Origin of the sequence: Rhodoplanes roseus (genome assembly GCF_003258865.1) — a bacterium.
In the GTDB taxonomy this organism is placed as follows: Bacteria; Pseudomonadota; Alphaproteobacteria; order Rhizobiales; family Xanthobacteraceae; genus Rhodoplanes; species Rhodoplanes roseus.
The window spans coordinates 1-12,688 of sequence record NZ_NPEX01000175.1 but is presented as its reverse complement, the minus strand read 5'-3'; the positions used below and the strand labels follow the sequence as shown (position 1 = coordinate 12,688).

General features: G+C 71.1%; 11 protein-coding genes, 1 tRNA gene and 1 pseudogene. 9 read left to right on the top strand and 4 right to left on the bottom strand.

What is annotated here, in order from left to right; all coding sequences use genetic code 11:
• Positions 1–156 precede the first annotated feature (156 nt).
• The 6 genes and pseudogenes from selB to CH341_RS20990 all read left to right on the top strand — a co-directional run.
• Positions 157–2,064, top strand: a pseudogene (gene selB, locus CH341_RS21010) (selenocysteine-specific translation elongation factor); the annotation flags it as partial.
• A gap of 111 nt (positions 2,065–2,175) precedes the next feature.
• Positions 2,176–2,271 (top strand) — tRNA-Sec (locus CH341_RS34350).
• Between the two features lie 17 nt (positions 2,272–2,288).
• Positions 2,289–2,765 carry a hypothetical protein gene (locus tag CH341_RS21005; RefSeq protein WP_111420935.1) on the top strand — a complete coding sequence of 159 codons (477 nt, stop codon included), beginning with the start codon at positions 2,289–2,291 and terminating at the stop codon, positions 2,763–2,765.
• Between the two features lie 23 nt (positions 2,766–2,788).
• A complete protein-coding gene (locus CH341_RS21000) occupies positions 2,789–3,166 on the top strand; it encodes a DsrE family protein (RefSeq protein ID WP_111420934.1) in 378 nt (125 codons plus the stop codon).
• Between the two features lie 96 nt (positions 3,167–3,262).
• Positions 3,263–3,703, top strand: a complete 441-nt coding sequence (locus CH341_RS20995; protein WP_111420933.1) for a glycine cleavage system protein H — start codon at positions 3,263–3,265, stop codon at positions 3,701–3,703.
• An 80-nt stretch (positions 3,704–3,783) separates the two neighbouring features.
• Positions 3,784–4,839 carry an alpha/beta hydrolase family protein gene (locus CH341_RS20990; RefSeq protein WP_245431172.1) on the top strand — a complete coding sequence of 352 codons (1,056 nt, stop codon included), beginning with the start codon at positions 3,784–3,786 and terminating at the stop codon, positions 4,837–4,839.
• A 76-nt stretch (positions 4,840–4,915) separates the two neighbouring features.
• On the opposite strand, the gene CH341_RS20985 is transcribed toward CH341_RS20990, so the two are convergent.
• Positions 4,916–5,902: an AraC family transcriptional regulator gene (locus CH341_RS20985; protein WP_111420932.1), complete on the bottom strand. Its 987-nt coding sequence runs from the start codon at positions 5,900–5,902 to the stop codon at positions 4,916–4,918.
• Between the two features lie 267 nt (positions 5,903–6,169).
• On the opposite strand from CH341_RS20985, the gene CH341_RS20980 reads away from it, so the two are divergent.
• Positions 6,170–7,861 carry a methyl-accepting chemotaxis protein gene (locus CH341_RS20980; protein WP_111420931.1) on the top strand — a complete coding sequence of 564 codons (1,692 nt, stop codon included), beginning with the start codon at positions 6,170–6,172 and terminating at the stop codon, positions 7,859–7,861.
• Positions 7,858–8,193, top strand: a complete 336-nt coding sequence (locus tag CH341_RS20975) for a hypothetical protein (RefSeq protein ID WP_111420930.1) — start codon at positions 7,858–7,860, stop codon at positions 8,191–8,193. Before CH341_RS20980 ends, CH341_RS20975 begins: the two co-directional genes overlap by 4 nt.
• A gap of 45 nt (positions 8,194–8,238) precedes the next feature.
• Here the strand turns inward: CH341_RS20975 and CH341_RS20970 are convergent, their stop codons facing one another.
• The 3 genes from CH341_RS20970 to CH341_RS20960 form a co-directional block, all read right to left on the bottom strand.
• On the bottom strand, positions 8,239–9,246 hold the full coding sequence (locus CH341_RS20970; RefSeq protein WP_111420929.1) for a BMP family protein: 1,008 nt from the start codon (positions 9,244–9,246) through the stop codon (positions 8,239–8,241).
• Positions 9,247–9,401: 155 nt separating this feature from the next.
• Entirely contained in the window at positions 9,402–10,382 is a 981-nt protein-coding gene (locus CH341_RS20965) for a Bug family tripartite tricarboxylate transporter substrate binding protein (RefSeq protein WP_111420928.1), read from the bottom strand.
• Positions 10,379–11,434, bottom strand: a complete 1,056-nt coding sequence (locus CH341_RS20960; protein WP_111420927.1) for an amidohydrolase family protein — start codon at positions 11,432–11,434, stop codon at positions 10,379–10,381. Before CH341_RS20960 ends, CH341_RS20965 begins: the two co-directional genes overlap by 4 nt.
• Positions 11,435–12,004: 570 nt before the next feature.
• Here CH341_RS20960 and CH341_RS20955 point away from each other — a divergent pair.
• The coding region (locus CH341_RS20955) for a glycosyltransferase family protein (RefSeq protein ID WP_146604558.1) at positions 12,005–12,688 on the top strand (684 nt) is incomplete at its 3' end.

The following is a 12,688-nucleotide window of genomic DNA, read 5'->3' as shown; positions in this document are numbered from 1 at the left end:
GCTGCGCGCCCAGGCCGGCGGCAGCGCGCTCGCCGCGCAGTATCTACCGACCGCGCGAAACCCGCTCGACTCCGCCGGCCTGTCGGAGGCGGCGCGCCGCGCCGCCGCGCCGCTGCCGGAGCCCGGGCCGCTCGATCCGTCGGCGGGGCCCGCGCCATGATCGTCGGCACGGCCGGGCACATCGATCACGGCAAGACGTCGCTGGTGCGCGCCCTCACCGGCGTCGACACCGATCGCCTCAAGGAGGAGAAGGCGCGCGGCATCTCGATCGATCTCGGCTTCGCCTATCTGCCGGTGCCGGCCGGCGCTGCCGGCGCCGAAGCGGGGCAGGGCGGCGTGCTCGGCTTCGTCGACGTGCCGGGACACGAGCGCTTCGTCCACACCATGGTGGCGGGGGCGAGCGGCATCGACATGGTGCTGCTGGTGATCGCGGCCGACGACGGCGTCATGCCGCAGACCCGCGAGCACCTCGCCATCGTCGATCTGCTCGGCATCCGCCGCGGCGTCGTCGCGCTGACCAAGGCCGACCTCGTCTCGGCCGAGCGCCGCGCCGAGGCGACCGCCGAGATTCGCGCCACGCTCGCCGGCACCAGCCTCGCCGAGGCGCCCGTGGTGCCGGTCTCCTCGGCCACCGGCGAGCGCATCGACGGGCTGCGCGAGAGCCTGTTCGCGGCTGCGCGAGAGTTCGGAGCGCGCGAGGCGGGGGGCAAGAGAGTCCGGCTGGCCGTCGATCGCTCCTTCACGCTGGCCGGCACCGGAACGGTGGTCACCGGCACGGTGCTGTCCGGCCGCGTCGGCGTCGGCGACCGCGTTCTCGTGAGCCCGTCGGGGCTCGCCGCGCGCGTCCGCTCCATCCACGCGCAGAACCGGCCGGCCCAGGAGGGCGTCGCCGGCGACCGCTGCGCCCTCGCCCTGGCCGGCGAGCAGATCAGCAAGGAGGCGATCCGGCGCGGCGACATGGTGCTGGACCCGGCTCTGCACGCGCCGGCCGATCGCATCGACGCGACGCTGCGCCTGCTGCCCGGCGAGCCGAGGCCGGTGCCGCAATGGATGCCGGTGCGGCTGCATCACGCCAGCGCCGAGGTCGGCGCCCGCATCGTGCTTCTGGACGATGCGCCGCTCGCGCCCGGCACGCAGGGCCGCGTGCAGCTCGTGCTGGAGACGCCGATCGCCGCCGCGGCGGGCGACCGCTTCGTGCTGCGCGACGTCTCGGCGAGCCGCACCATCGGGGGCGGCCGCTTTCTCGATCTGCGCGCGCCGGCCCGCAAGCGCCGCACGCCGGAGCGCCTCGCCCAGCTCGATGCGCTGGCGCTCGACGATCCGGGCGACGCGCTCGCCGGGCTGCTGGCGCGCCCGCCGTATCACGTCGAGCTGTCGGGCTTCGCCCGCGACCATGCGCTCGCCGACGACGCGATGGCGCGTCTCGTCGCGACGCTCGGTGTCGTCCGCGTCGCCGACAAGGATCTGTCGATCGGCCTCGCCGCGCCGGCCTGGGAGCGGCTCACCCGCGACATCGTCGGGCGGCTCGACGCCTTCCATCACGAGAACCCGGACCTGCCCGGCCTCGGGCTGGAGCGCCTGCGCCTGCAGGTCGAGCCGCGCCTGCCGGCGCCGGCCTTCCGCTCCGTCCTCCAGGGGCTGTCCCGCCAAAACCTCGCCGTGCTGGACGGCGCCTGGGTGCGCCGGCCCGGTCATGCGGTGCGGCTGAACGAGGCCGAGGAGCGGCTGTGGCAGGCGATGGCGCCAAGACTCGGCGGCGCCGACCGGTTCAAGCCGCCGCGGGTGCGCGACGTCGCCGGGCTCTTGGCCGTCGACGAGGCGGTGGTGCGCCGCGTGCTCAAGCTCACGGCCCGCACCGGCCGGGTCGACGAGGTGGCGCACGATCATTACTTTTTACGCGGCACCGTCGCCGAGATGGTCGGCATCGCGGCCGACCTGGCGGGCGCGCCGCCCGGCGTGTTCACGGCGGCGCAGTTCCGCGACCGCGTCGACACCGGCCGCAAGGTCGCGATCCAGATTCTGGAGTTCTTCGATCGCCACGGCGTCACCTTGCGCCGCGGCGATCTCCGGCGCATGAACAGGCATCGGCTCGACCTGTTCGGTCCGCCTGCTGATCACGAGCAGGCGAGCGACGGCGCCGAGCAGATCACGAATGCCGAGCAGGATACGACTCTTGGAAGAGAAGCGTCCCCGGTGGGGCGTCCGGACTTCAAATCCGGGAGGGGCCGCGAGCCGGTCTCTGGTGGGTTCGACTCCCATTCTCTTCCGCCACCCTTCAGGAGCGCGCGATGACGACACCGGTTGCCGCCATCCCGGCCGCCACCCTGCCGGTCGTGCAGGCGCTGGAGGCGGCGGCGCGCGCCGCCGACACGGCCGAGCACGATGTCCGCCAGGAGGCGGCGCGCCGCATCGCCGCGCTGGAGCAGGAGCGCACCTTCGCCTATCGCCGGCTCAATCTGGTGCGCGACCTCGCCGCCGCGCTGGAGACGGCCGACGCCGAGGAGAGCGCCGTGTCGATCGCCGCCGCCGTGCTGGGCGGCAAGCTCGGCTGGAGCCAGGAGAGCGAGGCGCGCGCCGAGGTGATGGAACGCTTCGCGCCCGTCGCGCAGGCGCTGTTCCGCAGCCTGAGGAGCGAGGACGAGCCCGATCCCTCGCCCCAGGCCGCGCTGGCGGCGTTCGAGCAATGGTACGCCGAGAGCCGCCGCTCGCCCTTCTGGATCCTGTTCGACCGCTACGTCCAGGACACGCCGCGTGTCGATTTCTGAAGCAGGCTTGCCGGGATGTTTGAATGACCAGGCGTCTGCTCATCGTGCTGATGAACACCGATCCGCGCAATCCGGAGGAGCTGGGGGCGCCGTTCTATCACGCCGCCGTGGCGGCCGCGATGGACTATCAGGTCGACGTGGTGTGCACGGCGACGGCGGGCCGGCTGATGAAGCGCGGCGTGGCGGAGGCCATCCGCATCAAGCCCGGCCACGACAAGACCGTGCAGGACTGGATCCGCGAGGCGCACGACCAGGGCGCCCGCTTCTGGGCCTGCCCGGCCAATCTCGACCTCTTCGACATGAGCGAGGCCGATCTCATCCCCGAATGCAGCGGCATGATGGGCGCCGCCGCGATGATCCGCGACCTGATGGAAGGCGACTGCCGGGTGCTGACGTATTGACACCTGTCATTCCGGGTTCGCGGCTTCGCCGCGCCCCGGAATGACGGCGAACTGATCAACGGGAATTGGTATGACGGCTGAGGACGGAGCAACCTCGTGCCCAAGATCCTCGACGCCGACTATCCGGACGATCGCTTCTACGACATGGACAACCAGGTCTGGTACGCGGCCGAGCCGGACGGGGCGGTGCGGGCCGGATTCACGCCCTGGGCCGTCGGCCTGATGGGCGACGTGCTGGTGTTCACGCCCAAGCGCACCGGCCAGGAGGTGGAGAAGGACCGCTGGATCGCCATGGTGGAGGGCGGTAAGTGGGTCGGCGCCGCCCGCGCGGGATTCGACGGCGTCGTTCTCGGCCACAACGAGCGGCTGGTGGATCGTCCCGAGCTGCTGATGCAGGATGCGTTCGGCGAGGGCTGGATGATGCGGCTGCGTCCCGCCCGCGACGTCTGGCGCGACGGTCTCGTCACCGGCGAGGCGATCGGGCCGGCCTTCGACGCTTGGCTGCTCACCGGCGCCTACAAGGACCGCACCGCGTAGGCCCTCGGACTCCTCTTCCGCCCCCGGCCGTCCGGCCCAAAAAGCTCACCACTGCGCTTCTGCGCCATCGAGGAATGCCCATGATTCGCCGACCGCTCGTCGGCGCGGCCCTGCTGGCCGCGTCCGCCCTCTCTGCTGCCGCCCAGACCGCGCCGCCCGCCCCGGCGCAGGCCGGCGTGTCCGGCCCGCTGGTGCTCGAGAAGCAGGGCAGCTTCTTCGTCGGCGGCCGCAACGTGAAGTCCGAGACGCTGTCGACGCTGCCGGCCTATGCGCCCTCCGGCACCATCGCGGTCGAGCAGATGTATGTCCGCTATCAGGTGCCGGTGGCGCCGCAGCGCCGCCCCGTCACGCTGATCCACGGCTGCTGCCTGACCGGCAAGACCTGGGAGACGACCCCGGACGGCCGCATGGGCTGGGACGAGTATTTCGTCCGCAAGGGCCACCCCACCTATGTGATCGACCAGGTGTCGCGCGGCCGCTCCTCCGCCGATCCGAGCCTGGTCAACAGCGTGAAGCTCGGCCAGACGCCGCCTGATAAAACCCCGCCGATCTACGCGGCCGGGCAGGAGGCCGCCTGGGCGATCTTCCGGTTCGGCACCGAGTATCCCAAGGTGCACGACGGCATGCGGTTCCCGCTCGCCGCCAAGGAGGAGTTCTTCAAGCAGATGGTGGTCGACTGGATCGCCACGCTGCCGACCCCGAACCCGACCGTGAAGGCGCTCTCCGAGCTGTCCAAGCAGCTCGACGGCACCGTGCTGATCAGCCACTCGCAGTCCGGCATCTATCCGTTCCAGACCGCCGCGCTCGACACCAAAGGCATCGCCGGCATCGTCTCGATCGAGCCCGGCACCTGCCCGTCGGCCACCGGCGACCTGAAGCCGTATCTGGGCATCCCGATCATGGTGCTGTGGGGCGACTACGTGGAGACCTCGTCGCGCTGGGCGCCGCGCCTGAAGGCGTGCCGCGAGTTCGCCGAGGCGCTCGGCAAGGCGGGCGGCCGCATCGACCACGTCGTGCTGCCCGACATCGGCATCAAGGGCAACTCGCACATGCTGATGCAGGACGACAACAGCCTGGCGCTGGCCGACCTGGTGATCGCCTGGATCGAGAAGAACGTCGGCACGAAGAAGAACTGATCGGCGCGGGCGCGGCGCGGGTCTTGCCGCGCCGCGCGTCTCGCTCACGGCGGGGCGCGGCGGACCGCGCCGCGTCTCACGGCATCGGCTTTCGCCTCGTGCGCTGGCGCGTCTGGCGCGGCTGCTCGCCGAACACGGCCTTGTAGGCCGCGGTGAAGTGGCCGAGATGGGTGAAGCCCGACGCGCGTGCGATCTCGGCGACCGACGTCTCCGGATCGCCGTGCTCCAGCCGGCTGCGGGCGAGCGCCAGCCGGTACCGGCGGACATACTGCACGATGGTGCAGTCGTGATTGGCCCGGAACAGGTTCTGGAGCGAGCGCAGCGACAGCCCGGCGTGACGGGACATCGCCGCGAGATCGACGGGCCGCTCGGCATGCGCCCGGATGTACTCCTCGGCGCGTCGCAGGGCGCCGTTGTCGCGAACGATCCTCGGGCGGTGATCGGCGTCGACGGCGGCGACCAGGACATCGGCGAGGCGCAGCACCAGAAGCTGCTCGTGGGCGGACCGGAAAGCGGGCAGGTCGATGATCGGCCTCGGCGAATCGTCGAGCTCGGCGACCAGCCGGCGCAAATGCTCGGCCCAGCTCTGCAGGCCGCGGATCCGCGGCTCGAAGAACAGCTCGCTCAGGATCGGATCGATCGGGCCGTCGCAATCGAACAGGCTCATCGCCGCCGCGAGAGGCGCTCGCTCGACGCAGATGCTCATGTGATGTCCGGCCGAATAGCGGATGCGCAGCGCCTCGCACGGCAGCAGGCCGGCGAGGCCTCCGCCGGCGATCTCGCGCAGCCGCGAGCCGAGCGCGGCGACGACCGTCGAGGTGGTCGGCACCAGGACCCGGACAGGCTCGCGGCGCTGGATCTCGGCCGCCAACGCCGTCGTGTGTGAGATCGAGCCGACTCGCGAGCTCTCGGCGGTCGTGCCGAACGAGAAGACGGCGATCTCGCTGCGGAACAGCCCGGGATCGATCTGCTCGATTCGGGTGATCTCGGGAATGAATGTCCGGGCGAGGGCGCGGTGCTCGTCCAGGTGCGTGGCACTGAAAAGGTGAAAACGGTCCAGCATATCGGTCCAAACGCGGAATGCCGGATACTTAGTCGGCCCACGAAGTCGCAATGTCTATACTACATTTTACCACTATACTGCGGAATTGGGATAGTCTTGCGTGTTTTGGAGTATCAGGAATTGTATTTTTTTTAATATAAACTTAGAGGTTTGCATCCAGAATTACATTCCATAGTACGAAAGGTCTAAGTCGAATACAGGCCATTCCCCTCGAGCCGGGCTGCCACGCATCCGGCGGCGGCGCCCACCACATTCAGGATCGACGACATGTCCCTGCTGACCCGCATCCGCATCCTGCCCAAGATCCTCGCCGTCATTCTCCTGCTCGGGGCCGTCGCCGGGGCCGGCACCTGGTACGCCGGCCGCACCATGACGGCCATCGACGCCGGCTACTCGCGTTTCCTGGACAACGACGTGGTGGCCTATGTCTCGATCGCCCGCATGTACCGCGCCGTCTATCAGCAGGGCATGTTCACGGTGCGGGCGATCGCCGAGACCGAGCCGTCCGAGAAGCGAACCAACATCGATCGCGCCGAGAAGGCGCTCAACGACCTGCTGTCCTTTTCGGCGATCGCCAAGTCGAAGCTGCCGCGCCTCGCCGCGCGCATCGAGCAGGACGAGCGGCTCGTCGCCGAGATCAGGAGCAATATGCGGCCGGTCCTCGATCTCGCCATGCGGGGCGAGCAGGCCCGCGCCAACGAGCTGATGCGCGCCACCGTCGACCCGCCGATCCGCCAGGTGCTGGCCGACATCCTCGACATGGCGAACCAGCTCGATCGCGACATCAAGCAGGGCTCGGCCGACCTGACCGCGACGACCGAGAGCGCCGTCGTCACCACCTACACCATCGTCGGCTTCGGCGTCGCGCTGGCGGTCCTGCTCGCCTTCACGGTGGCGCAGTTCGGCATCGCCCGGCCGATCACGCAGCTCGGCGCCGGCATGCGGCGGCTCGCCGCCGGCGACTTCGGCGTCGTGCTGGCCGGCGTCGGCCGCAAGGACGAGGTCGGCGAGATCGCCGACGCCGTGGAGGCGTTCAAGATCAAGGCGGCCGAGAAGGCCCGCCTCGAAGCCGAGCAGGCGGCCGAGCAGGATCGCGTCGCCGAGGCGCGGCGCAGGGCCGAGATGATCAAGCTCGCCGACGGCTTCGAGGCGGCGGTGGGCGACATCGTCAAGTCGGTGTCGTCGGCCTCGACCGAGCTGGAGGCGGCCGCCGGCACGCTCACCCGCACGGCCGAGACCACCCAGGAGCTGTCCACCACGGTGGCGGCCGCGTCCGAGCAGGCCTCCGCCAACGTCCAGAGCGTCGCCTCGGCGACCAACGAGATGTCGTCGTCGGTCGGCGAGATCGGCCGGCAGGTCCAGGAGGCGACCCGCATCGCCGGCGAGGCGGTGCGCCAGGCCGAGAAGACCGACGGCCAGATCACCGAGCTGTCGCAGGCGGCGAACCGCATCGGCGACGTCGTCAAGCTGATCACGGCCATCGCCGAGCAGACCAATCTGCTGGCGCTGAACGCCACCATCGAGGCGGCGCGGGCCGGCGAGGCCGGCAAGGGATTCGCGGTCGTCGCCCAGGAGGTGAAGGCGCTGGCGGCGCAGACCGCCAAGGCGACCGGCGACATCGGGGCGCAGATCACCGGCATGCAGAGCGCCACCCAGATCTCGGTCGGGGCCATCAAGGAGATCTCCGGCACGATCGGGCGCATCGCCGAGATCTCGTCCGCCATCGCGGCCGCCGTCGAGGAGCAGGGCGCCGCGACCCACGAGATCGCCCGCAACGTCCAGCAGGCGGCGGCGGGCACCACCCAGGTCGCCGCCAACATCACCGACGTCAATCGCGGCGCCGGCGAGACCGGCTCGGCGTCGAGCCAGGTGCTCGCCTCGGCCCAGTCGCTCGCCCACGAGAGCGCCCGGCTGCGCGTCGAGGTCGATCGCTTCCTCTCCGGCGTGCGTGCCGCTTGAGCGCCGGTGCGGACGTCGTGCCGCCCCCCGGCGACGCCCTGCCGCCGGCCTCGTCGCCGGCCGGCGATGCACCGGACCGCCGGCTCGCCACGGTCCGGCGGCGCTCCGATCAGCTCTGGACGCTGCTGTTCTGTGTCGGCTGCTGCCTCGACGTGCTGACCGAGGTGACGGCTGAGCTGGACGAGCCCGCGGCGTGGGACTTCCGCGCCGCCATCGCCCGCGTGCGCGAGCGGACCGCCGAGATCCGGCACCGCCTCGAGCAGGCCAGGCGCCCGATCGAGCGCCGATCCTGCGAGGAGAAGAACGACGTGGTGTGGTGCTGGCCGGCCTGACGCCTGGCCGGCGTGACGCCGGCCCGGCCTCACGCCGGCCCCGCCTCACGCCGGCGTCGGAAACTCCGTGCCGCTCCAGTCGTGCGGCACGGTCAGGCGGCCGGCGACGATGTCGGCGGCGATCGCGGCGATGCGGGCCCGCACCGCCTCGGGCACCCGCGGCGCCATGGTGAGCCGGACGGCCTCGGGCGTCTCCAGGCCGACCTGCCGCACCGTGCCGGGCACCAAGCGGCCCGCCGCCTTGTCGGCGACGGCCTGGACCACGGCGCGCCCCGAATCGGCGCAGGCCGAGGCGACGAACACGTCCGGCACGATGGTGGTCCAGTCGACCACGTTGCCGATCTGCTGCGCGCCCGCCTCGCGGCACGCCTCGACGGCGCCCATGCGGCCGGCATTGAGCATGGTGAAGACGATGTCGGCGCCGGCCGCGATCATGGCGCCGGCGACCTTCTTCGACAGCGCGTTGTCGTCCTGGTTGCCGGAGAAGTTGGTCAGCAGCTTGGCGCCCGGATTGGTGTGGGCGACGCCGGCCGCCCAGCCGGCCCGGCCCTTCAGACCCGGCGTGACGCGGATGCCCGACATGTGGCCGACCACGCCGGTCTTGGTGATCAGCCCGGCCAGCGCGCCGGCCAGGAAGGCCGACTGCTCCTGCAGCACCTCGTAGCTGGCCAGGTTGGCGCCGGTGACGTTGCCCTGCGTCACCACGAAGGCGATGTCGGGGAACTCGGCCGCGACCGTCTTGGCGGCGGTGTTGTTCTGGCCGCCATGGGCGACGACGAGGTCGGGCCCTTGTTGCGCCAGCGCCCGCAGCGCGGCGGCGAGCGCCTCGGGCTGCGGCGGGATCCCTTGCGTGAACGAGATGGTTGCCCCGGCCTGCCGCTCGGCCAGCACCAGGCCCTCGTAGCCGGCCTGCATGAAGCCGCGGTCGTCCACCTTGCCGGCGAACAGCGCCGCGACCCGCAGCCCGGCCGCCGTGGCCGGCCGCAGCGCTGCCGTCAGCCCCAGCGCCGCGCCCGCGGTCAGCAGCATGCGGCGGTCGACGATCGGTCCCATGACGTCCTCCTGGCTTTGCCCCGCGTCAGGCAAATGCGGTGCCAGGAGACGTTTAGCGCAATATCGTCGCGAGGCCCTCACGTCTTCACCTCTCCCCGCGCGCGGGGAGAGGTCGACGCGCGTCGGCGCGGCGGGTGAGGCGGCGAAGCGCCCCGTCAGTCGAGCGCGATGTTCGCTTCCTTGATCACCTCGGCCCAGCGGGCGCGGTCGGTCTCGACGAGCTGCCGGAGCACCTCGGGCGGGCCGCCCATCGGGGTCTGGCCCTGCGTCTCCATCGCCTTGACGACCTCGGGGAGCTTCAGCACCTCGTTGACGCGCGCGTTGATCCCGCGGACCACGTCGGCCGGCGTCCCGGCGGGCGCGAACATGCCCCACCAGTTGTCGACGTCGACGCCGGTGATGCCCTGCTCCGAGAAGGTCGCGACGCTCGGCGCCACCGGATTGCGGGCGCTGCCCATCAGGGCGAGGACGTTCACCCGGCCGTCGCGGGCCAGCTCGGTGGCGGCGTTGATCTGCATGAACATCGCGCTGATGTGGCCGCCGGCCAGGTCCGTCACGGCCGGGGCGAGGCCGCGATACGGCACGTGCACCATCTCGATGCCGGCGCGCCGACGGAACAGCTCCATCGACAGATGGTGCGGCGTGCCGATGCCGGGCGAGCCGTAATTGATCGGGTCCTTGGCGGTCTTCGCCTTGGCGATGAACTCGGCCAGCGTCTTGGCGCCGAGCGAGGCGTTGACCACCAGCGCGAAGTTCGCCGTCACCAGCGCGGCGACCGGCTCGAAGCTCTTCACCGGGTCGTATTGCAGCGACTTGAACAGGCTCGGATTCATCACGATCGTGTTGGCCGTGACCAGCAGCGTGGTGCCGTCCGGCGTCGCGCGGGCGACGCTGAGCGTGCCGAGATTGCCGCTGGCGCCGACCCGGTTCTCGACGATCATGGTCTGCCCCGAGAGCTGGCGCAGATGCTCGGTCAGCAGCCGGCCGAACAGGTCGGGCGCGCTGCCCGCCGTGTAGGGCACCACCACGGTCACGGGCGGGCCGCCGCGCTGCGCCAGCGCCGGGCCGGCGACCGACAGCGCGAGGCCGGAGGCGGCCGCGCCGCCGGCGAACATACGCCTGGAGATCAGGGTCATGGTGTCTCTCCCGGTTGGGCCGGCGCGCCGCGGGCGATGCCGTAGAGGCGGGCCGCGTTGCCGGCCAGGACGGCGGTCTTCGCCGCATCGTCGAGGAAGCCGGCCGTGGTGATGAACTCGGTCGGGCGCGGGTCGCCGACCGGATAGTCGGAGCCGAGCAGCACGCGCTCCGCCCCCACGGTCTCGATCAGGATCTGCAGGGCGCGCGGGTCGTAGACGCAACTGTCGTAGTGCAGCATGCGCAGATACTCGGCCGGCGGCTTCGACATGTTACGTCGTGTCGCCGGCTTCTCGATGTAGTTCCGCTCGACCCGGCCGGTGTAGAACGGCATGTAGCCGCCGCCGTGCGAGATGCAGATGCGCAGGCCCGGGAACGCGTCGAGCACGCCCTCGTAGAACAGCGAGGCGATGGCGAACGTCTCCTCGATCGACTGGCCGAGGCTGTTCCACATCATGTAGGGCGCGAGTCGCGCGTCCGGATTGCCGGACGGATGGACGTAGACGACGGCGCCGAGCTTTTCCGCCGCCGCCCAGAACGGCCGCAGCGACGGGTCGCCGATCTCCTTGTCGCGCACGCGGCTGGAGATCTGCACGCCCTTGAGGCCGAGCTCCGTCACGCAGCGCTCCAGCTCGGCGACGGCGAGATCCGGCGCGTGCAGCGGCACGCCGCCGAGGCCGGCGAAGCGGTCCGGCGCCGCCCGCACGATCGCGGCGATCGCGTCGTTGTTGCGCCGCTCGATCGCCAGGCTCTCGTGCTGCTCGGCGAAATAGCTGCACTGGTGCACCAGGCTGGCGCTCAGCACCTGCACCGCGATGCCGGTGCGGTCCATCGCGGCGAGGCGCTCGGTGACGTCGGCCATGCGGCGCACCACGTCGTCGTTGCGGGCGACGACGGCGGCCTTCTGGTCGGGCGACAGCGACGGATCCTGTTCCGCACGGGAGAACAGGCTGTGCGGCCGGGTGACGTCCCAGACCGAGGGGACGACCACGTGCGCGTGCACGTCGATCGCGAAGGGCCGCGAGGCCGGGGCCGGCTCTGAGGTGGTTGTCATGACAAGCCGAGAACGTCGACATCAACAGGGGGCGCGCGCCAGGGCGGCGCGGGTTCTGTCGACTGTAGGCACCGCCGCAACCCGATCTCAAGGGCGGCGAGCCGAGACGTGGTCTTCGGCGGATGCATGGGCGCGCGGTTCGGGCGCGAGCCTTGCGCGCTTTGCGCAGCGAATGACCAAACGCCCTGTGGCGCAGCCACTTCCGGCACCGCCGAACAGAGCTCATGCGGGTCTTCGCGGGCGCGTCATAAGGCAACCCAATGGTGATGCGACAAATGATTATTTTACGCCCGGCCGCGTCCGTGCGCAGCCTTCGGCGCGCCCGGTCGTCGCGTCGTCGCCGCCCGCCGCGATCGGTGACGTGCGACCCGCGGCCGGACGGCCGGCGGGCGGAACGCTTGCGTGTGCCCCTAATAGACCTCCGGGCATTGAACCAGATTATCCCTTCATAGTACCAATCAGGGCGCGAGGCGCCGTGGGATCCCATTGTCGGGCGCCGCGCTGCTCGCCGCGCGTGGTCGTGGCCCGTGTCCGGTGGGGCGGGTCGCGACAGTGGTCCGCAGGTGCCCGATGCTCAGAGTCGTCATTCCCACGCGAGACAGCGCGCGCTGGATCGGCCTTCTGCTCGAGGCCTATCGTGAACGCGGGATCGAGCCGCTGTACATCCTCGACACCCGCAGCGCGGACGCGACGCGTGACATCCTGACGGTCATGAAGGCGGACGTGATCTCGTTCACGCCGGCGGCCGATTACGTCGAAGCCGGCATGATCGAGTTCGGCTCGCGCGCCGCGCAGGCCGAATGGGTGCTGCGGCTCGACGACGACGAGTTTCCCAGCGACGCGCTTCTCGACTGGGTCGCCGGGGCGACCACGCGCTCGGTGCGCGACGGCTTCTACGTCTCGCGGCGCGATCTGTTTCGTCGCGACGGGCGCATCGTCTACAATCGGCGCCGGTCGTCCTTCACGTCGGCGGCCCGGCCGCGGTTCCTGAACCCGCATGCGCGGCTGTACCGGCCGTCGCGGCTCGGCTTCCACCAGGCCCTCCATGCCTCCGGCATCGTCGACGAGACGCTGTTCGGCTTCGCGCCGGCGGCGGCCTTCTTCGTCCATGTCTCGGCGCTGGTGACCTCGCCGGCCGAGCGGCTGGAGAAGGTCCGCCGCTACGAGGCCATCGCCACCGGCTCGACCTGGCGGCTCGCCGACGAGTATCTGCCGGAGCTGTTCGGCACCGATCATCTGTCGCCGGCCGGCGAC